The following is a 21839-nucleotide window of genomic DNA, read 5'->3' as shown; positions in this document are numbered from 1 at the left end:
ATCAGAAAACATTACGGGCTGTTCAACTGTTGAAGACGATAACCAAGCTGACTGGTGGGCAGACCATTGATGTAGTAAACCCGGGGACCAGGGCCGTAGTGAAACTTGAGCTGCGGCCCATCGATGCCCAGGGTTTTCTGGAGCCGTTTCTCTGCCGTTTTGCGGGGATAACGCTTCCGTAAATCGACCAGTCTATTTTCCGTTTCCCAGTTTTCAATTGCGGGAATGTTTGTCAGAAAGACTCGCTGATGTGGTTTCACAGCAGAAACAGGCGCCTCTGTCTCCTCCGATTGCGCTTCGTCTGGAACCAGGCTGATCAGAGCCAGTAACATTCCTGTCAGCAAAGTGAAAGAAGTTTTTCGCATCTCTCCGATTCTCCTCTGATTAAGATTCCCAGTGCCTGCTGGTACGAGGCGGGATTTTATGCCAGAACAAAATTACAGGCAAGATCCGTTTCGACAGGGAACATCATCCCGATTGAACGGTTTCCCTGCGACCTCCTGTTGTCTGCGACAACCTCGAATTACATTCGAGGTCACCCTTGATTTGACATCTATTCCAGATTCAACACATCAGCCTTTGATTGACATCTCCAGTGCCACCAAGTAGCCTGCAGAGACAGGGTTTACTGCAACCGCCCTGCTTCCCACCTGCGATTTCCGGCAATAACCACCGCCGAAATAACAACCGATTTTAGAAAGTAGGCACCATGATTTCCCGCTTTGTTTTTCGTTCTCAGCTGCGGCTGACGGTTTCCGGTTTTCTCTTCTGCCTGCTCATCACTTCATCTGCGTTTGCCGCCGGTGGTCCGTATGCGGTGGAAGTGCGCAAGAACGTGATGGTCCCCATGCGGGATGGCGTGAAGCTGGCGACCGATATTTATCTCCCCGTGGAAGATGGCGACGTACTCGATCAGAAACTTCCCACCATTCTGGAACGTCGACCTTACAACAAAAACGGCTGTAAATCGTCGGGCACCTATTATGCTTCACATGGCTATGCCTTCGTGGCGCAGGACACCCGCGGCCGCTACGGTTCGGAAGGCGTCTGGCATATGCTGACTGATGACGGCGTGGACGGTGTGGATACCGCAGCCTGGATCGGGAAACAGCCCTGGTCGAATGCAGAGATCGGCATGATTGGCACATCCTATGTCGGCGGGACACAACACGCGTTGGCGATGGAAAGAGCACCCGAACTCAAAACGGTCATCCCTGTAGATGCGATGTCCAACTTGGGTTATGCCAGCATGCGAAACGGAGGGGCGTTTGAACTGCGATTCTGGAACTGGATCTACCTCAACGCCGGCAAAGGGAGTCGTCAGTCACACGATCCCGGCACTGCGGCCGTCCTCAAGGAAATGGCAGAGAACCGCGTGCAGTACCTGTTTCAGCTCCCGCTTCGCAAAGGGACGACCCCGATGAAGCTGGCGTCCGAATACGAAGACTGGCTCATCGCCGGTATGCAGCATGGTGCCAACGATGATTTCTGGAAGCAGAACAACATCATCGATTACCCCGAACAATACAAAGACATTCCCGTGTACCTGGTGAGTGGCTGGTACGATTCCTGGAGCAGCAATAACACGGCGAACTTCCAGGCGCTCTCAAAAACCATTAAAGGTCCCGTGTATATGATCATGGGTCCCTGGATTCACGGTCGGCAAGGCTCTCATTCCCATGGACAGGTCACTTTCGGCAAAGAAGCCGCGATCGCTGATCCCCTGGGCTGGCGGAAGGAGTGGTACGACCACTGGCTCAAAGGCATCGATAACAATGTGGGGACCGCTGCTCCCTTTGAAACGCCGGTCCGCATTTTTGTGATGGGCACCGGCGACGGTTCCAGAAACCAGGACGGCAAACTCAATCATGGCGGCTACTGGCGCAATGAAAGTGAATGGCCGCTGAAACGTACCGTTTACACGAAATACCATCTGCAGCCGGAAGGTGGGCTCTCTACTCAGGCCCCGAAAGCCGAGCAGGCTGCGACCACCTTTCTGTTTAATCCTGCCGACCCGGTCCCCACGATTGGCGGCAACATCTCCAGCGGTAACGACATCCTCGTACAGGGAGGCTGGGATCAGAAAGGGAGCGAGCACATCTGGAACTGGACACAGCCGATTCCGCTTTCCGCCCGCAAAGATGTGATCGTGTTTCAGACCGAACCACTGGCAGAAGATCTCGAAGTCACCGGCGAACTGACCGTCAAACTCTGGATCTCATCCGATGCGAAAGACACCGACTTCACCGCTAAACTCATCGACGTGTACCCTCCCAGTTCTGATTTCCCGGGCGGCTTCGATCTTAACATCGGCGATGGCATCATTCGCACCCGCTTCCGCGATTCGCTCAAGACCGAAAAACTGATGGAGCCCGGCACGATCTATCCTGTGACGATCAAACTCTATCCGACTTCGAATGTCTTTAAGAAAGGGCATCGCATCCGCGTTGATATCTCCAGCAGCAACTTCCCCCGCTTCGATATCAACCCCAATACAGGCGAACCGCTGAATAATAACCGCCGTACGCAGACGGCCAATAACACGATCTATCACGACGCAGAACATCCCTCGCACATCGTACTGCCGGTAATTCCTGCGAAGAATTAGTGTTTACAACCGATGAAAAAACGGCCAGAGAAAATAGATTCTCTGGCCGTTTCTGTTTTACCGTTTCAGCGTTCGGCGGCTTAATATTCGCCGACCACATTTCCATCCGCTTTATTTCCCAGGTCCTGCCAGGTACCCAGGTGAATGTTCTCAGAGACGAAGCGAATACGCCCGTCAGCAAACAGGGTGTGAACGCCACCCACGTGCTTACTGCGCGAGCCCAGCAGTGCTGTTCCGCCGGTGCTCTGGGCACATTCCATTAGATCTGAATTGGGACCGATCAGCGTCGTATAACTCCAGGCGTACATGGCCTGGGCATAAAACCAGGAAAAGCCACGCTGCTTCTGATTGGCAGTTCCAGTGCAGACAGTACCGGATGTCGCGTTAACGTTAGAATAGGGATGGCCCACAATACACTCGGAAGACAACATGGTGTTGGAAGTTCCGTCTTCGATGTCCTTGATCTGAGTCTTGCTGTTCAGAAACATGATCGAACGACCGTTGTTCTGATAGGTCGAACCGCCGGCCGCATAGCCTCCGCTGTTCGCAGTGCAGGTGACATAGTTGGTGGGACCAAAGCTGGACTGGCCGGTCGTTCCGCGGTTACCTGGATCACTGGGGCAGCGATAAGCGGGAATTTCATAATTCCGTGCTTCCGTATTGGCAGTGCCGCCACTACCCGGCTCAACACTCCAGTTGATTTTATTAAACAGGGGTGCCTGATCCATGTAAGGCAGAATGCGGGCCTGCCAGCCGATCATGCTGGTTTCCCATTCGCTGGTAGCCCCCTTGCGGCGGATGGTCGCTGGAGGGAAAGTGCGAAAGGTATCGTGATAATTGTGTAAAGCCAGACCGATCTGCTTCAGGTTGTTCTTACAACTGGAACGGCGGGCTGCTTCACGAGCCTGTTGCACAGCTGGCAGCAGCAGTGCGATCAGAATGGCGATAATGGCGATGACGACCAGCAATTCAATTAAAGTAAATCCCTGGCGACGCTTCAGAAATAACGCTTTCATAGTTTAGATTAATCCCTCTGATTGATTTATGAGAAGAAAAAACATCAGTACGCGGAATACATACTGGACGAAAAATGACTATTTGGCTTCGAGTGTGAAGTCGGCGGTATTCTCGCCCGCTTTGACTTCGTACTTCAAAGTGGTTTGTGTGTTGTACCGGGCGGGAATGTACTGCTGCATGATCTCAGTTTTCTGACCGTCCGATTCCTCAAACTTGCCTGTGTTGCGAATCGCATTGATCAGAACTTTATTATTGCCGACAGCGGGTCCTTCTTCGGCAGCAAGGGAGTAGGACCCGTCTTTGATCAACGCCTGTGCCAGCTTGCCACGCACCGGTTTACCGGCTGCATCGACATCGGGCACAAACTGGATACTCCCCTCGGGCAGCGGTTTGCCATCGTAGGTAACAGATCCGGAGACGGCAGCGCGTTCGATATGCTCGGCAGAGCCACCAAAACAGCCTGTCAGGGTTAATGCGCAGAAAAACAGCGCAACGGAATTCTTTCGCGAAACGGGGAACATAGCGAGCCTGTCTGTTCTAACAATTTCGAAATTCAGTTGTCGGGTTTAGAAAAGCAATCGGCTTGAAATCTCAGCTGACAAAATCGACCGGCAGGTCAGAATCGGGAGGGTTCCATCTGATTCTATAAGGCAGGTATCTGAGGCGTGATTGTTTCCATCTGAGCTGAATTATAAATGACTAAGCCCCCCATCCACAATGAAAAACAAGAAGAATAACAGAGCACATCAAAGGTCGCCTGTGAACAACCTGATCATAATTCCATCTCCCGGGCCTTGGACAGTGCCGATGCCACCAGGCCCGCAGGAATAGAAACAATCCCCAGGCCCACAACAAGAATACAGAACGTAAACATTTTGCCCCCTGCAGTAACAGGATAAATATCGCCGTACCCGACAGTTGTCAGAGTGGAAACAGCCCACCACAGACTATGAAAGACAGAACTGAATTCCTCTGGTTGAGCGGGGTTTTCAAAGTGATAAATGCCCACTGCTGCGAGATAAAGCACAATCATGCTGGCAAATAGAAATAAAGCCAGCTCTTCTTTGGCTATCAGAAAGGCACGATGGAATCGCTTTGCAGCAGCACTGTACCGGGCCAGCTTTAGAATCCGAACCAGTCGCAGTAACCGAAATGACCTGAGTGATCTGAGATCCAGTCCTGTACTGAGATAAAACGGAAGTACCGCCAGTAAGTCGATGATACCGAAAAATGAGAAGATAAATGCAGTCTTGTCTGAGGCAACACTGACGCGTGCCAGATATTCTACGGTAAAGATAATAACGCTGATTACTTCGATGACATGCAGCAGCGTTCTACTCTCATCCGAAAGGTCAGGCAGAGTTTCGATGGAGAAGCAGATCAGCGACAAAACGATAATCGCTTGAATCGTAAGATCAAATGTTTTGCCTGCTTTTGTGTCTGAGTCTTCGATAATCTGTTTTAACCGCTGTTTCATAGCATTTCTCCCCTTACCAGTCTGATTGAACTGCCTGCCAGAAGCATATTAAACCCCGTTCACACCAGGCTCTCAACTCCACCAGGTCTCACCCGACTGGAAGTCGAACACGGACTGATCGCTGCCTCCGCATTAATTTTTCCTATTTTTAAATTTCTGCGAATAGAAAACATATCATGGGGGTTAGATATGTAGATTGCTGCGACACAATACCTGCCCGGCGTAAGCCTTGATCACCCCGATCCTCCTGAAGACGCTCTAAGACGCGCTTTCTTATTTAGCCAGAGCAGCAGCCCGATTTTATTAATCCTTACGTTTCCACTTTCGCTTAGAGAGTACAGGCACGCCATGCTTCACGTTTCCCGTTCGACTTTTTCTGCGCTGACTTTGTGTGCATTGACACTCAGTGGCTGTTTTGGTGGATCGCAAGACGGCCTGGAGCGCGCTGTTATTACCGGGACGGTCAGTTTTGACGGTCAGCCGCTGCCCGAGGGGAGTATTCAGTTTATCCCCGATTTGGATGCAAAGGGCCAGCGGATTCACGGGAAAGCCGTCCAGGCGATTATCACCAACGGCGTCTATTCACTGGAAGCAGACCAGGGGCCGGTCGTCGGTGCGAATAAAATCATGGTTAATGCCACACGGAAAACGGGTAAGTTTCAAAACTTTGACGGCGTGAAAACCGAGATCATGCAGCAGTATATTCCTGCAAAATACAACGCTGATTCCACGCTCAGGTATGAAGTGAAGGCTGGCGAAAACACGGCTGATTTTTCACTTCAGACCCGCTAGATCGCATCACAATTAACCATAGCGTCTCCCGGATTCAAATGGCCCTGGAGACGCTACAGTAAAACTGGACACGGTCTAGTAATTTCTCTGCAGTCTGATGATCTGACCGATCATATTATTTCAAATCTTATTAGGGAAACACCAACACTATGAAAACTGTCTTTCTGAAGCGTCGCCAGGGATTTACTTTGATCGAACTGCTGGTCGTCATTGCCATCATCGCCATTCTGATCGCGTTATTGCTGCCGGCCGTGCAACAGGCACGGGAAGCAGCCCGCCGTTCCACCTGTAAGAATAATTTGAAACAGATCGGTCTGGCTCTGCATAACTACCATGATACCGCGCTCACGTTTCCGTCCGCCCATGTGCGCACCGTCGCGAACAGCTGGCTCTCAAGCCAGATTGGCTGGCAGGCACGCATTCTACCCTATGTAGATCAGGCGAATCTGTACAACATGATCGACTGGAGCATTCAGCCCGGCAATACCGGAACCGCAAACACAACCGCCATGAAAGAGGAACTGCCTGTCTACCGCTGCCCCAGCGATCCTGGTAATCGCGGAACAACCGGCCAGTCTGGCTATGGGCCGACCAACTACGTGGTCTGCTCTGCTCAATACGGCACATTCTCGGCCGGCGGAACCGACTTTGCCAACAACGGGAAGTCCATCATGTTTCTCAACAGCGCCACCCGCATTCGCGACATTACTGATGGTACTTCGAATACGATGATCGCTTCGGAATGCAAAGTAGGACTGCCCTACGCCAGTGCCAATACAACTTCGGGAACAGTTTGCACCGGAACCGCGAACCAGTTACTGAGAGGCTACACCTGGTTCTGGGGACAGGCGATGCACATGTGGAGCTACACAACCCTGATTGGACCTAACACAGATTTGCTTGAGTGTTCCAGCGGAACCGGTGGACCGGCCCTGATGGGAGCCCACAGCCAGCATACAGGCGGCGTGCATGTGCTCTTCGCGGACGGACGAATTCAGTTTATCTCTGAGAACATCAATCTTGGCACCTGGCAGGACCTGGGTGACAAGTCAGACGGCAATGTGATCGGCGAGTATTAAACGATCCCGCCAGCTTGCTGAAAACAGAATCGGCCAGTGGAGAAATCATCCACTGGCCGTATTTTTTTACGATCCCGTTCCCGAATGTGAACGGCAATCATCCGATTGATGCGTTACAGTACCAGATGCTCCGTAGAAACCAGCCTCGAAACCGGTTCTGCGAAAAAGACGGAATTCGTCGGCTGATGAAGTTGATTCAAAGACGTTTCAGCTGCATTGTTCCGCACCACGCGTGATGCCTCCCAAATCGGCTGCCAGTCGATCAGCGATCAGACGGCACACATCGGAGCACTCCGCGAGACCTTCGACAATAATTACTTCAGGAACGTCTTCGATCTGGAGTCCCAGTTCCTGCAGTTCCTCGTGACATTCAAACAGCACGTTTTCGGTCGGCTGAATATCAACGGTAATGATCAGCTGATTTTTGTTTAACTTCCAATGGCGATCTTCGGGAGAACTGGAAACTTCACCCTCCTGATCTTCGAGAATGCGTGCCACAGTAGAAGTCTCTGAATCACCAAGCGCCCGTTTCAGAAATACCCGACTCGCAGTAATGATCGACATACTTGTCCTCTCCCTAAAATTTTCAATCAATCAAACAAAAAGAGAACAGATACACTGAAACTTTCTGTTCAGAGTGATTCTCATCAGAGACTCCTGCATCTGTTCCAGAATAAAGTATACAAAAGTAAGAGCCGCTTGTCGCTTAAAAAACAGGCGTTCAAAAAAATGAGGTCAGAATGTCGCGGAATGCACTTGCGATGAAATGTAGATCTGCTACCCGCTTATCTTACGCATAAATATCACGCAGGGCAGATTCCAGATCCGAATAGGAAAACTCAAAGCCCTCTTCCCGCAGACGACGCGAGACACAATAGCGGCCATACAAAGCCAGCTCGGGATCGGTCCGCATCAACAGCGGCGCGCCGATCCGTACCATCCAGTTCGCCGCGGGCAGACCGATCGGCCTCTTGAGCGATTTTCGTAATGCGCGCATGAACTCGGCATTCGAAACCGGTTTCGGAGCCGTCGCAATATAAGCCCCCTGCATACTCTCTGCGGTGATCGCGCGAAAGAAGAGGCGATTCATATCCAGTTCGTGAATCCAGCTCATCCCCTGCTGACCACTGCCCACCGTGCCTCCCAGTCCCCAGCGAACCAGTTTACTCAGCCGCGACAAAGCGCCGCCATTACGGCCGACGACAAAACTGGTTCGCAGAATGACCTGACGCATCTCAGGCAGCACCGCTCGCGCATAAGCGGCTTCCCATTCGCGTGCCACGAAAGGAGCCAGTCCGTATCCGAAAGCGGAGTCTTCATCACAGACACACTCCGGCGGATCTCCATAACGATGGGCCGTCGACATCTGCACCCAGACCGGGGGCGGTGTCTGAATGTTCCGCACCGCTTTACCGAGCACCTCCGTTGCTTCCACCCGCGAACGCAGAATTTCATCACAGTGATCGGGAGTCTTGATGCAGTCGACCGTCCGCCCTGCCAGGTTCACGATCGCGGCTGCTCCCTCCAGTTCCCTGCACCACTCACCCACACTGCGGGCATCCCAACGCACAAACCGCCACGTACCTTGACGTCGGGGTTCGTTTCGCGAAAGCAGCACGACTTCATAATCCAGTTCCGTCAGATATTCCGCCAGGTTTAATCCCAGAAACCCACTGCCGCCGGCGATCACAATGCGATTTGTCGTTTGCATACTGAGGAACTTTGTCTTGAAGAAATTTACTGCGGTTAATACCGATAAGGCACACCGGGAATCTCAAAAGTATCCGACTGATCCCTGCTGATGAAGGACCGCAGGTTCTCGGGGGAGACGGAGTCAGAAATAAAATGCACGCCGCCATCGCAACTCAGAACCAAATACCCATGCGCAGTGAAGCCACCAAACCGCGGAACCGTGGCATCTTCTGAGTAAGCAATGTCAACTGGTTTTGTCCAAGGCGATTTACTACGAGATTCCGCCAACATCAATGTTGAAGCGGGCCACTCTTTGATGTCCGTATAGCTGATGACTTCGCCGGGAGCAAAAGCCGTCCCCTTTCCCACCACAGCATAGTAAGCACTTTCGGTGGAATCGGGTTTGTCGCTGGGATGATGATAGACGGGTGGCATTGTTTTCAAAACCGTCAGATTCACAGGACTGTCCCAGGGCTGATTGATATCGTACCCACACTCCTTGATCGCCGCATTATACAATTCGCGATCCATATACTTGAGCCTGAAAGGCGCTGCACCATCGACAAGCTCTCTCAGTAAAGGCAGCAGTTCCACCCGCCAGCTGTGCTGTGTTTTCCCATCCGAAGCATACACGACCGCCGACGGAAACTGCCCAAACAGGTCGTGGTAGTTATGCATGGCCAGACCGATTTTCTGCAGATTTTTGTATCCAGCTGTCTTCTGAGCCAGACGACGAACCGCCTCGTACGTTTCTGGTTCCTGAAATGTTGTCTTTTCAGTTTGGTCAGCGGCGAGCAACGATATTGCAAACACCGTGATACCTAACAGCATCAATCCTCGAATGGCTTTCTGCATAACTTTACCTCTGAATCATTTCATGGAAATTCAGTCTGAAGAGACCTGGCGTACTACAAATTAGTATACTAGAGCGAGTGACATTTAACCATAGCGTCACTCAATCAATGATACTCGGTTCAAACGGCTCTGGAGACGCTATAGTAAAACTGGATACAGTCTATGCCCTGCGTTGCTTATGAATCACCAGCTTGTCGTTTATTCAATTTGTTGCATATGCATTTGAGAATTATCGTTTTTCAGACCACTTACGCCAGCCATTCCAGCCAGCGGCCGTGGCCGTCGGTGTTGGCCAGTGTCTCTCGGGTGAGTATGCCTCCGCGGTAAACCTGTAATCGTAAATGAGCATCGTACAGATTATTAAACAGATGCAGCAGATCCCGGTGCCGGCCCAGTTCGCGAACCGCTTCCAGAAAGGCTTGCCCCTTCTCTCGGGAGATCTGATTGGCGACATGCGTGTGATAGATGCAAAGCAGAGTATCCGCCGGGATCTCAGCTGCGATGGAACTGACTTCTGCAAAACCGTCGCCGGTACGTAGATCAAGTTCGACTTCCTGCTGTTGCTGGATCGCGGCTTCCAGCAGTTTTCGGCGTTCATGCTGTTCGGGCCAGATCAGTGCCCGCAGCCAGTTGACTTCAGTGGGAAGTGAGACATCGACGGGATGCAGGTCAACACCGATACGCTGTGTGACCAGAGGCAGGGAATCCTCCAGTCCTGCAGATCGCTTTCCGAGAAATTCAGAAGTAATCAATGTCGGAGAATCACGATCTCCATATTCTTTTCCGCTTTCATCATACTCATAACGGTAACGGTCCCAGAGCAGATTCAGGCCGGCACTGCAGCCAATCTCCAACAGGGCCAGCGGTTGAGGATCAAAGTACCGCAGCGCATACATGAATGCGGGAAACAGACAGGCACAACGGCGGACTTCATTCGTCTGCACGAGTCGTGTCTGCAGCAGTTCGATGATCTCACACTGATGACTCAGTACGAAATCTTTAAATGCCGGGAAAGCCTGCGTGGAATCTTTCGGTTCTGCAGTGCAGGTCGCATAGTATTCTGCCAGTGGATGAGTGGGATCAGCGACCAGCAGATAATGCACTGCCGCAAACAGCAGATTCGGAACCGGCTGACCGACGGGAGCCTGGCCGGCGATCAGCAGCAGATCTTCATCAGCGGCAATGGCTTCCGTCAGACTACAGTACAGGGTCGACGTTTCCCGGCACTCCGGCACGGCAAAAGCAAGAAAGGCATCCGACAGATGTGAGCTCATCAGTAATCTCTCCTGCTTCATTCAATAAGGCGCCGGCTTCGCTTCAAACTGGTACGGATGAAAATCGTGCAGGCAGACCGGTTCACTCAACTGGCTGTCATTGATGATCTTTATTTGGAACAGTCGTCCCTCTGTAACATAGTAGAGCGATTCATCAGCCCATTCTGCCCACTCCCAGTCAGAAAACGTGTTGATCGTTCCGTCTTTTCTGATCAGTAGATGCTCGTCCCAGTAAACGCCCTGCCCTTCGGATGAATTGCCGGCATGAATGATTTTTATCAGCTTCCAGTCGGCAGGCAATTCCTTTTCAAACAGCACGCCAGAATACTTTGTATCGTTGATGGTGGTGCCTCGCATCTTCCAGCCGTCCCGTTCCAGACGGGGATAATACACGGACGGACATCCAGTGCCATAATAGCGGGTGATGAAATCGGGATCGCCCTGTTGGAACAGACCCGATCTCTGCAGATATTTGTCACCGCCCATTTCCCAGATAGTCCTGTTGTCGATAAACAGGCCTCCTCCGTAATAGGTACTGCTCTGCCCCGCCAGATCCAATGCCTTGAGATAAGGAGTTCTGGCGATCGCCGTCCAGCAGCCTCCGGTTTCGGAATCCCATTTCCCGTTCATGGCAAAATAGATCCAGTGACTGCCATCTGGTGAGATATCACAGCGGCGTTCATAAATCCGCCCTTTGAGCCACTGTCCCACGGTGAATGTATGCCGACGTCGATCCCATCCCAGGATGCAGGTTTTCTTTGCCGGTCCCCGTCTGATCACAACAGCATGCGGGCTGTCGCGGGCGAGTAAAATGTGCACGCGCGGTGGAAACGATTTTGTATCCATGAATGTCTGCACTTCAGGATCGGAACAAGGATCAGATTAAAATGGGATTCAGTTCTCAAGACACCAGATTCGTTAACCGGGTTCTCAACAGCCTCTCCTCGCTGAGAAAGGACCCTGAAAATGATCGGCAGTCAGCGCGGGGAAAACGGTGCTCTGCTTCAACAGGAATTGTGGTGCTTCCGGATCGCTTTTCGCATCCGGATTACGCACCAGTTTACCGGAGACAGCGATCGATTGATGATTCCATTCCCAGCTTTTTCCACGGGGCAGTTGGACTGACACGACCTCTCTGTGACCCGGCTGAGAACCGAAGCCCCCTCTGGGCTGAGAGTAATACAATTCAAACTGATGCTTGTGGGATCCCTGCCCCGCATAGATGGCAAATCCTTTGAAACAGATGTTTTGTCCCAGCAGAGATTCCATTCGGCTTTCGAAATTTTTTCTGTCATTCACAATCTCTCCAAAACTGACTCGCTGGTAGCCGGGGAGCGCTTCGGAGTGGAAGCGGATTTCGTACCAGGTCAGATGCCAGAGAGGCGCGAGCATTCCGCAGACCAGGGAAAACTGAATACCACGTCGCGCAAGTTTCCGCCCACTGAGTTCATAATGGCGAATGGACCTGAGCGCAACGACTCCCAGCACAACGCCGGGAATCGCCAGCCATGCCAGAGTAGGGAAAATAAATCCCAGAATGCAGAACACACCCAGCCCGGCTGATGTCACAGCCGTCATGGAGATCGGCGAATAGCGGATCTGCTCAGCGAAAGGTATCTGATCGCTTCGCGATTGTTGTATGAGTTCTGGTGAATCCTTTTGATCCATCTTATCAATCCCCGGAATCGGCAAAACCACTGCTCAATTCAAAACGATTTGAGTACTGGCGGAATCAGAGGATTCTATCATACACAATGAGACAACCGGGAATCTATTAAAACATCTCGTATCCGGTCACAAAATAAATCATCGAGTCGGCGATCAGCGCCAGCCCGACCAGCGTCAGCAGAATGGGCATCAGAATATTACTGATCCCCACCAGCCACGAATTGATCTTTCGTAAAATGTCCTGACTTTTCTGACCAGAAGTGGCGATCAGCACGGGAACCAAAGCAAACGGCAGTGCATACAGCACGTTGTAAACCGCCAACACGACCAGCGCCGTCAGCGGTGTCATGTCGGCCTTGAGCATTTGATCTAATGCCGCAAAATAGGGAAGCGCGAAAGGCATGCCCATGAAACTGACCACCGCCCCCAGACCGATTGCCTTGAGGGGTGTCAACCTGCGGTTTTCTTCAGCCTGTTCTTTACTTTTCGTTTTCCAGGAGAGATAGCCTACCCAGAGCAGAATCACACCAAGCACAAAGCCGATGATGTAATCGATGAGTTGCGGATGCGACAGGTGATCGGAAATCTGTTCGATGCCGATCGCGATCACAATCCCGGCGAGATAATAGGCCAGCGTATGCCCCAGCAGGACCGCGCAACAGTTGATCACGGGACGATCAGTGCCGGCGGCATAGACCAGAAAAGCAAATAAGACAGGGTTGACGACATCCGCAATCAGAATCGGAATCAGGGTCATCCAGAGCTCAAACACAAACTCACATCCTTTTGAAGTCTAAAATAAATACGTGATCGTAGCCTGGCCAGCGAGCAATGGGACCGGGGCTACGATGAATCTCTCGACCTATTCGGCTCAAAACTTGAGTCTGTTGACTATCGTTCGTATGATTTTACATTTCAGGGATCCCATATCACATTCACTGCATGCGATCGTGCATAAAGACGAACGCCCGCTGGTAGGCATCGTCGATCAGTTTCGGATCGCCGCCCGCCAGGCCGTGTTCGCCATTGGGAATGGTGACCAGTTCATGTTCCACGCCATGCTGCTGGAACTGCTCCGCCATCAACGTCGATTGTTCGTAAGGCACATCGGTGTCTTTCGTGCCATGCACCATCAGCGTGGGAGGATACTCTTTCGTGACATTTTTCAGGGTCATATACGGATCAAACTTTTCCGGTTCCCTGTGATGGTCCCAGCCGGCCACTGCTTCTGGCCAGATTCCGTGCTGGCGACAGTATTGATAAAATGCGCCGCGTTCTTTTTTACTCTCCCGGGAATCGGCAATCGGCGTGGTGCCGACCTGCTGATATGCCTCGGCTTTCGTCAATTTGATCTGATGCCGTGCATGCGGGCTGGGCTTACCGATCCAGTCGCCAATCAGATCGCCGTACCCCCAGAACGGGACCAGAACCGTTGGTCTGGGTTTGGCGCGATAGCCGGCGACCATCGTCAGGCAGCCTCCCGCCGATCCCCCCGAGACGGCAACCTTGCTGGTATCGACATTGAACAGCTCCGGCCCCTTTGCATGCAGCCAGGTAAAACCGTCTTCCAGGTCAGCAATAATTTCCGGCAGCTTGGTTTCCGGTGCAAGCCGATAATCAAATGAAACGACCGTGTAGCCGGCATTCAACATATCCTGCAGTACGCGACCACTCACTCCGCCACGATGCCCGACGATCAATGCACCGCCGTGAAACCAGACCATGACGGGACGCGTTTGATTATCGTCGGCCCGGTAGACGTCGGCTTTGATCTCCAGATCTCCTACCGTTTTAAAGGTGAAAGTTTTGACTTTGGGTTTCGCTGATTTTGCATACGTGAGTTCCGGTAACCACAGTGCCGAAGCAGAAGCAGCACAGATTCCCAGCATTTGACGGCGATTGAAAACTTCTGACATGAGCTGTTCCCCTGAAAAATTAAGGCTCGCACTGCAATCAAGGTATCAAATCCAACCGGTTCGAAGCAAACCGGAAATCATTATCGGGCAGAAAAACAGACCAGCAGCACAACCAGCGTAGCCACTGACAAAAGCATAAACCAGGCGCTCTGTTCTGAAACGCGTTCCGGATGCCGCCACCATTCCTGAAGCGAACCGAGCCGATGCCAGAACCAGAAACCGGCGGGAACAGTAAGTATTCCAAATCCCCACATCACCCACAGAGGGGTTCCGGTTTGCAACATCACGCCGCAATCACCAATGCCTTCCAGTGAGCCGCCGGTAATATACGCACCGTTGGTGATCAGACAGAAGCCGGCAAAGAACTGCAATGACGCAACAACCGGTGTTCGCAGCAGTCGCCCGATCAGCCAGAGCAATAGAGGCAGCAGCACGCCCAGAACAGGCCCCGCCCAGACAACCAGCGCCGGCAGAGGATTGACGGAGAGATCCGTTCGCGAAATGGAGAACGGACGCAGGACCACCCGCGAAATGGAACCTCCCGTCACTATGCCTCCCAGTACATGCCCCAGTTCGTGCACACCCATCATTGCCAGCCAGCAGAATGCCAGCCAGGAAATGCAGAATAACAACTGGTAAATTCGTGACATTCTGAGCCTGGTCTCTCAAAAATATCTGGTGAATGGTCTGTGGGTCTGTTTAGGATGTCTATTGACGAGTATCCACTTTGATGCCTGACTTGCAATGACCATAGTCTCTTATCGAATCCACATCTGATGTCTATTTCCACTACTGAAACACTGTCTGTTGAGACTCCCGATCGCCCCTCGTTATGGAATACTTCCAATCTGGCGCTGGGATCGCTGCTTCTACTGGTGGTGACCGCGACTCCTCAACTGGTCTGCATGCCCGTGACCAATGATGTCTCCTATTACGATCTGCAGACTCGAACGGTCATGAGAGGAGGAGTTCTCTACAGAGATATTGTCGAGCCTAATTTTCCCGGGGTGGTCTGGGTACATTTGACGATTCGCGGAATGTTTGGCTGGAGCACCGAGGTCTTGCGGATCTGTGATCTGATCCTCTTTGGACTCACCGTCACTTTTCTGGCCCGCTTTGTTTCCCCGGTGCGTTTTCAGCTCAGCTTTCTTTTATTCCTGGCTTATTATTCTGTTTCAGAATGGTGTCACGTCCAACGCGATCTCTGGCTCCTGTTACCGACCGCCGTGGCGCTCAATTTGCGTTGGGCTCAAATCCGGCGCTGCTCCGAGGCGCACCCCCCTGCTAAAATAATTTTTCTGTTCGCGCTGCTGGAAGGTCTGATCTGGGGCACGGGTGTCTGGCTGAAACCACATATCGTGTTTCCGGCACTGGCAGTCTGGCTCTGTTCGCTCACACAGTCCGCATTGCGCCGACACGTGTTTAAAGACCTGACAGGTCTGATCACCGGGGGAATACTGGTGGGTGTCCTGGGAACAGGGTGGCTCTACTTCAATGGTGCCTGGCCCTGGTTCCTGGAAATGCAGTTGGACTGGAACCGGGAATACCTGACAGACAAAACAAATAATCTGCAGAATTATGGCTATGTTGTCTTCAGTATGGTCGTCCGACTCTTTCCTTACAGTTTCATCCATCTGGCTGCAGTCCCGACCGCTCTGGCATTGTTGATCAGGCAGGATCCGAAGCGAAACGATTCCGACAAACTGCGTCTGCAACTGCTTTCCACTCTGTATCTCGCCTGGTGTCTGCAGGTGCTGCTCCTGCAACATCCGTTTGACTATGTGCACTTCCCACCTCTCCTGTTGGGCATCGTTCTGCTGACATTCTGGATCCACTGCCACCAGCGCTTTCCCCGAATGCTGAAAACTGCTGCTGGCAGTTTTGTTGTTCTGGCACTGATCTGCTCTCCCATCACAAAACCGGCGTATTTGAAGTTATGGGATGATTGCCTGCAACAGGGGAGTACCGGTTCGATTCGAAACCAGTTGGCAAGAATCCCTTTTCCGGACTGGGAAGACATGGAACGGGTTGCTGACTATTTAAGAGGGCAGCAGGCGCAAGATAACGAGATCACCTGTTACAGCAATGATCTGGTTCATCTCTTTCTTTATCTGGATCTGGAGCCCTCGACACGCTATGTCTACAGTCATCATCATGCAACCTATTTTCCTTCGAAACAACCTGCGATATACAAAGCACTCCGAAACAGTCCCCAGAAATATATTCTGACCAATCTGATGACGCCGGGCCTGCTCGTCAGTCAGGCAAAAGAAATAGGCCCCGAGGGGCCTTTCAGTTATCCACCCGCGTTTCCTGAGGATTTGAAATCGAATTACCCCTGGAATCTGCCGATCGCCTTTCGCTCCGGTACTCTGGTCGTACATCAATATCCCGAAAAACCGATCCACAAGCAGACCGATACCTCAACGGACAAATCAACGCAGCCTCGCTCAAATGAATTCTCTCCCCGTCTGGAAGATACACCTCCCCGGGAATGATTCTCAAATGCGACATTAAACCTTTAAATCAATAGCACTTATGATAAATATATTTCTCCGGTCATTATCATGAACCCGACTGGTTTCTTCTTCTCAAAAAAACACACATTTGACGGGTGACAGGGCCTTTATCGACCTGTTATGATGAAAAACCACCATTATTTAATTTCCTTTAGTTTTACCTCGCCAAGAAGTGGTCCCCATGCTCAATAGAATGATTTTGAAGCACGTGCTCTCACTGTCTGTCTTTCTCGGTTTCTGCAGTCTGGTCGTTTTCCCGCTCCCCGGCGAAGAGCAGACCGATTCCCCAAAAGCAGCGACTCCCGCTGACCAGCCTCTGATTCTGTTTGTGATCGGGGAGGAAGGTTATAAAACGGCAGAAAGCTTGCCTGCTTTTGCCAAAGAACATCTGCAGCCACTCGGATTTCGTACCGAATTTGTGTTCGCCGACAAAGATGATCCGAATTCGTTCCCTGGCCTGAAAGCTCTTAAAGAGGCAGACCTGCTGTTTCTGAGTGTACGTCGAAAAACATTACCGGCCGCCCAGATGAAACTGCTTCGCGATTATCTTGATTCCGGCAAGCCGCTGGTCGCCATTCGTACTTCGAGTCACGGCTTCTCGCTCAGTAAAGGGGAACCGAAGAAAGGTTATGTCGAGTGGAAAAACTTCGACACGGAAGTACTGGGGGGCGAATACGCGGGCGACTTTAATAACAAAACACCAACCGATGTGACCACCCAGCTGCGGGCCGAGCAGGACCCGATCATGGCGACGGTCCGCAATAAATATTTTCGCAGTGAAGGTTCGATGTATAAAAGCACGAACCTCAAAAGTTCCACGAAGACATTATTAATCGGCCTGTCCAACGTGGAAGGGCAGCCGGTCCACATGCCCGTTGCCTGGACCAACCGCTATCAAAAATCTCTGGTATTCTATACTTCACTCGGACACCCGAGCGATTTCAAAATCAACACGTTCACACACACGCTGGTGAATGCCATCTACTGGTGTCTCAAAAAACAACCACCCCAGGTGGATGTCGCCGGAAAGATCACCCGTGATCGCTTCAAGAAGAATGTCGCTGCCAACAAGCAGGTCGACAAAGTCATGAAAGCCTTCAAAGGCAAAGGTGAAGTCGGCGATGAATCCGATCCGACTCCCCCCGAACAGGCGGTCAAACTGTTTCAGGTTCACAAAGACTTCGAAATGGAAAGTATCGCTGCGGAACCCGAAGTCATGCAGCCCCTGTATCTCAGCTTTGACCATCGCGGGCGAATGTGGGTCGTGCAGTACCTGCAGTACCCGTTTCCCGCTGGCTTGAAAGTCGTCAAATACGACCAGTACCTGCGGGCGGTCTTCGATAAGGTGCCCCCCGCACCGCCTAATCACTTCAAAGGAGCCGACAAGATATCGGTACTCGAAGACACCGACGGCGATGGGACGTTCGATAAAATCAAAGACGTGATTACCGGTCTGAATATTGTCTCCGCGGTCACGGTCGGCAAAGGCGGAATCTGGGTCTTGAATCCGCCTTACCTGCTGTTCTATCCCGATGCCGACGGCGATGACATTCCCGACGGCGATCCTGAAGTCCATCTCTCCGGCTTCGGCCTGGAAGACACGCATTCTGTTGCCAACAGCATCAAGTGGGGCCCCGATGGCTGGCTGTACGGCGCGAACGGCAGTACGACCACCGGGACCGTCAGTTCCGCTGTCACGAAGAACCTGCACTTCAAAGGTCAGATGATCTGGCGTTATCACCCTGAAACCAAAATTTTCGAAATCTACGCAGAAGGGGGCGGAAATACCTTCAGTGTGGAAATCGATTCCAAAGGCCGCGTCTTCTCCGGTACGAATAACGGAAGTACCCGCGGCATGCATTATGCCCAGGGCGGATATGCTCATAAGAACTGGGGCAAACATGGTCCGCTGACGAATTCATACGCCTTCGGATATTACGAACATATGCGGCACAAAGGTTACCAGGAACGTTTCAGCCAGACCTTCTCCATTTATGAAGGGGGGGCTTTCCCGCCCAAATACAACGGTGCCGTCTTCGCAGCGAACTCACTGCATAACCGCGTGATGGCCAGCAATCTGATTCCAGATACATCCACTTTTCGAACAGAAGATATGCCCCCCATCGTGATGACGCAGGACCGCTGGTTCCGCCCTGTTGATATCAAGGTGGGCCCTGATGGCAGCGTGTACCTCGCCGACTGGTACGACAGTCGTCTGACACACGTCGACCCTCGCGACAACTGGCACAAAACCAGCGGACGTATCTATCGTCTCAAACCAACCGAGTATAAGCCCCTCAAACCGTTCGATCTTTCCAAACAGACCAATGCGGAACTGATCGAAACGATGGGCCACAAAAACAAATGGTTCCGTCAGAAAGCCGTGCAGGTGATTGGCGAACGTGGCGACACTTCGATGGTTCCCGCACTGCTGGCAATTGCCAAAGACGAGAACGATGATCGCTGCCTGGAAGCACTCTGGGCGTTGAATCAATTAGGTGCGTTCAACAAAGAACTGGCGCTGGAGCTGCTGGGACACCGGGATGAACACATACGTCGCTGGACGATCCGTCTGCTCGGCGATTCGCATACGACTTCGAAAAAGCTGACCGCGTCACTGGTTGGCCTGGCGAAAACGGAACCTTACGCCGAAGTACGTTCACAGCTGGCATCGACGGCCAAACGACTTCCCGCGGAATCCGGTCTCGCGATTACCGCCGAACTTCTGCAGCGGGAAGAAGATCTGCAGGACCTGCATATTCCCCTGCTGTTATGGTGGGCGATCGAGAGCAAAGCGACTTCCGACCGGGAACTGGTGCTCCAACTGTTTTCAAAACCGGACTTCTGGAAAGTCAAAATGGTTCAGGATTACATTCTTGAACGCATCATGCAGCGCTATGCAATGGCGGGCGGCGATGAAAACTACGCCATGTGCGCCAAACTGTTGAAGCTGGCCCCCTCGGATCAGCATAAAGAAAAACTGATGGTGGGCATGCTGGAAGCGTTCCGCGGCCAGAAGATCGACAACCTGCCTGAAGAACTCAGTAAAGAACTGGTCGAATACCAGAAGAACCTGGGAGAATCGGACCTCGCATTAGCCTTACGGCTGGGAGACAAGGAAGCGACCCAGCGCGCCTTGAAAATTGTTGCTGATAAAAATGCAGACCGTCCGACTCGTCTGACTTATATCGAAATCCTGGGTCAGTTGAAAGTGAAAGACGCTGTGGGCCCTTTGACGGCGATTCTCTCGTCATCGGGAGCCGACACACATTCGTTGAAACGGGTCGCACTGCAGGCTCTGATGAATTATGAAAACCCGAGTATCGGCAACAGTATTCTGGGGCGTTATCACAGCACACTGCTCGACGAACACGATGTCCGCGGCACGGCGCAGCGGGTATTAGCCAGTCGCAAAGCGTGGAGCAAGCAGTTCCTCGCGCAAGTCGACGCGTGGCGAATCAAGGCCAATACGATTCCCCTGGATGTGGTGCAGCAGATGTCACTGCATGATGACCCGGAGATCAAAGCCAGTATTAAAAAGCACTGGGGCAAAGTCCGCGGTTCGACCCCTGCAGAAAAACAGCAGGAAATGAAACGCGTAGCGGAACTGGTCAAAGCGGGTGGCGGGGAATTCTCAGCCGGAAAAGTCCTGTTCAATAAAACGTGTGCCGTCTGTCATACGCTGTACGGCGAAGGAGGTAAAGCCGGCCCTAAACTGACAGGTTACGAACGCGACAACCTGGACTTCATGCTGCTGGCAGTTGTGGATCCGAGTGCCGCGATTCGGGAAGAATTCACCAACTTCCTGGTCGTCACTGACGACGGTCGGACGGTGACAGGTCTCATTGATGAGCAGACCACCAAGACACTCACATTGCGGGATGTCAAAGGACAGACCGTGCTCATCAATAAAGACGAGATCGAAATCCTCAAGGCACTGGATCTGTCACTGATGCCCGACGGCCTGACGAAAAATATGAGTGATCAGGAAGTGAAGGACCTCTTCAACTATATTATGAGCCGTACACCAAATGGCGGTAAGTGACGAGCATAAAATGGGGCGGGCTGCTCCCCTCGGCCTGCTCCATTTTATATGCGTCGGCTTTCAGAAGCTGCGGTCCGCCGATTTCTGCTGCAATGCCCGGGCTTGTCTCAGATCCTGTAACAGTTTCACAATCGCTTCATGAGCATGATAAGTCTGGCTGATCACCAATGATTGACTCGGTTCATGTATCGAAATGGTCCCCCCTTTAAACTGGAAGTTATAGACCCGGGCATCCTGGCCTGAGGAACCATAAATGGGGGCCAGCTGGTCAATACCGCCTGGTTTCCACTCTCCGAGGCGCGCGTTGCGAATCACCATTTCCAGTGCGGCATAACCATCGGGACTGGATTGACATAAATCGCCCACGGGATAAACCCGCGTCTTTAATATTCGTGCCGCTCGTTCCTTTGTAGTTATCAGAACCATTTCCTTGTCGACCACATACGTCAGATCAAGAGGGTCCAGGATATAGTCCAGCTCATTTTGCAGGGATTGATTTGTGAATTTGACCTCGATCATTTCCTCCCGGGTGACGCCGGCCTCTTCCAGATATTTGTCCTGCAGGAGAATCGGAATATTAGTCAACTGGGAAAAATATTCCATTGTTTCATAGAGCGGGACTTTGGGGAAATTGGCATGAGTATCCCTCTTCAACATGCTGTCGATCAGTTTTTCCCGCTCTGTTAACGCGGGATAAAAGACGGGCTGAGCCTGCACGGTCCTAGCGGGTGGTTTGGTTTTCTTATCCGGCACCACTGCTTTTTCTTCTGCCTGAACCGGCAGTGTCAACACCCCGATTAACAGCGTCCCCAATCCCACTGCCAGGATACCAGATCGACCATATTTTGGGTTTCTGCTCATCGAGACTCCTTCATTTCCGCTTCAATCAACTGAAAC

Annotated in this window: 19 protein-coding genes; 5 read left to right on the top strand and 14 right to left on the bottom strand. The window is 52.0% G+C overall.

Translation table 11 applies throughout. The annotated features are described in order from the left end of the window. Positions 1–11 precede the first annotated feature (11 nt). On the bottom strand, positions 12–365 hold the full coding sequence (locus GmarT_RS02820) for a hypothetical protein (RefSeq protein ID WP_002648245.1): 354 nt from the start codon (positions 363–365) through the stop codon (positions 12–14). A 344-nt stretch (positions 366–709) separates the two neighbouring features. Between GmarT_RS02820 and GmarT_RS02815 the strand changes: the two genes are divergently transcribed. Beyond that, complete coding sequence (locus GmarT_RS02815) at positions 710–2608, top strand: CocE/NonD family hydrolase (protein WP_002648246.1); 1899 nt, start codon at positions 710–712, stop codon at positions 2606–2608. A gap of 80 nt (positions 2609–2688) precedes the next feature. On the opposite strand, the gene GmarT_RS02810 is transcribed toward GmarT_RS02815, so the two are convergent. From GmarT_RS02810 to GmarT_RS02800, 3 genes are all read right to left on the bottom strand, one after another. Further along, a complete protein-coding gene (locus GmarT_RS02810; protein ID WP_002648247.1) occupies positions 2689–3624 on the bottom strand; it encodes a DUF1559 domain-containing protein in 936 nt (311 codons plus the stop codon). Between the two features lie 78 nt (positions 3625–3702). Next, positions 3703–4146, bottom strand: coding sequence for a hypothetical protein (locus tag GmarT_RS02805; protein ID WP_002648248.1), 444 nt, complete (start codon positions 4144–4146; stop codon positions 3703–3705). A gap of 251 nt (positions 4147–4397) precedes the next feature. Next, the gene (locus GmarT_RS02800; protein WP_002648249.1) at positions 4398–5102 is read right to left on the bottom strand and encodes an ion transporter; all 705 of its coding nucleotides are present in this window, start codon (positions 5100–5102) and stop codon (positions 4398–4400) included. 348 nt (positions 5103–5450) lie between these two features. On the opposite strand from GmarT_RS02800, the gene GmarT_RS02795 reads away from it, so the two are divergent. Continuing rightward, positions 5451–5894: a hypothetical protein gene (locus GmarT_RS02795; protein ID WP_002648250.1), complete on the top strand. Its 444-nt coding sequence runs from the start codon at positions 5451–5453 to the stop codon at positions 5892–5894. A gap of 149 nt (positions 5895–6043) precedes the next feature. After that, positions 6044–6973 (top strand): DUF1559 domain-containing protein, encoded by a 930-nt coding sequence (locus tag GmarT_RS02790; protein WP_002648251.1) that lies wholly within the window; start codon positions 6044–6046, stop codon positions 6971–6973. A 207-nt stretch (positions 6974–7180) separates the two neighbouring features. On the opposite strand, the gene GmarT_RS02785 is transcribed toward GmarT_RS02790, so the two are convergent. From GmarT_RS02785 to GmarT_RS02745, 9 genes are all read right to left on the bottom strand, one after another. Further along, positions 7181–7537, bottom strand: coding sequence for a hypothetical protein (locus GmarT_RS02785; protein ID WP_002648252.1), 357 nt, complete (start codon positions 7535–7537; stop codon positions 7181–7183). 226 nt (positions 7538–7763) lie between these two features. Then, positions 7764–8684, bottom strand: coding sequence for a TIGR01777 family oxidoreductase (locus GmarT_RS02780; RefSeq protein WP_002648253.1), 921 nt, complete (start codon positions 8682–8684; stop codon positions 7764–7766). 35 nt (positions 8685–8719) lie between these two features. Further along, complete coding sequence (locus GmarT_RS02775) at positions 8720–9520, bottom strand: DUF1559 family PulG-like putative transporter (RefSeq protein WP_149302422.1); 801 nt, start codon at positions 9518–9520, stop codon at positions 8720–8722. Positions 9521–9768: 248 nt separating this feature from the next. After that, positions 9769–10794, bottom strand: coding sequence for a DUF2332 domain-containing protein (locus GmarT_RS02770; protein ID WP_002648256.1), 1026 nt, complete (start codon positions 10792–10794; stop codon positions 9769–9771). A gap of 21 nt (positions 10795–10815) precedes the next feature. Next, positions 10816–11640, bottom strand: a complete 825-nt coding sequence (locus GmarT_RS02765) for a hypothetical protein (RefSeq protein ID WP_002648257.1) — start codon at positions 11638–11640, stop codon at positions 10816–10818. 84 nt (positions 11641–11724) lie between these two features. Then, the gene (locus tag GmarT_RS02760; RefSeq protein ID WP_002648258.1) at positions 11725–12462 is read right to left on the bottom strand and encodes a DUF4190 domain-containing protein; all 738 of its coding nucleotides are present in this window, start codon (positions 12460–12462) and stop codon (positions 11725–11727) included. 106 nt (positions 12463–12568) lie between these two features. After that, positions 12569–13234, bottom strand: a complete 666-nt coding sequence (locus GmarT_RS02755; RefSeq protein WP_002648259.1) for a GAP family protein — start codon at positions 13232–13234, stop codon at positions 12569–12571. A gap of 163 nt (positions 13235–13397) precedes the next feature. Next, positions 13398–14378: an alpha/beta hydrolase gene (locus GmarT_RS02750; RefSeq protein ID WP_002648260.1), complete on the bottom strand. Its 981-nt coding sequence runs from the start codon at positions 14376–14378 to the stop codon at positions 13398–13400. An 80-nt stretch (positions 14379–14458) separates the two neighbouring features. Next, positions 14459–15028, bottom strand: a complete 570-nt coding sequence (locus GmarT_RS02745; RefSeq protein ID WP_002648261.1) for a hypothetical protein — start codon at positions 15026–15028, stop codon at positions 14459–14461. A gap of 126 nt (positions 15029–15154) precedes the next feature. Here GmarT_RS02745 and GmarT_RS02740 point away from each other — a divergent pair, with 126 nt between their 5' ends. Further along, the gene (locus tag GmarT_RS02740) at positions 15155–16876 is read left to right on the top strand and encodes a hypothetical protein (protein WP_002648262.1); all 1722 of its coding nucleotides are present in this window, start codon (positions 15155–15157) and stop codon (positions 16874–16876) included. 202 nt (positions 16877–17078) lie between these two features. Further along, the gene (locus tag GmarT_RS02735) at positions 17079–20942 is read left to right on the top strand and encodes a PVC-type heme-binding CxxCH protein (RefSeq protein ID WP_002648263.1); all 3864 of its coding nucleotides are present in this window, start codon (positions 17079–17081) and stop codon (positions 20940–20942) included. Positions 20943–21002: 60 nt separating this feature from the next. Here GmarT_RS02735 and GmarT_RS02730 read toward each other — a convergent pair whose 3' ends face one another. Continuing rightward, positions 21003–21803 (bottom strand): hypothetical protein, encoded by an 801-nt coding sequence (locus GmarT_RS02730; protein ID WP_002648264.1) that lies wholly within the window; start codon positions 21801–21803, stop codon positions 21003–21005. Between the last annotated feature and the right edge of the window lie 36 nt (positions 21804–21839).

Origin of the sequence: Gimesia maris (genome assembly GCF_008298035.1) — a bacterium.
GTDB classification, from domain to species: Bacteria; Planctomycetota; Planctomycetia; order Planctomycetales; family Planctomycetaceae; genus Gimesia; species Gimesia maris.
Note: the sequence above shows the minus strand (reverse complement) of the source record. Positions and strands in the feature narration are given on the sequence as shown.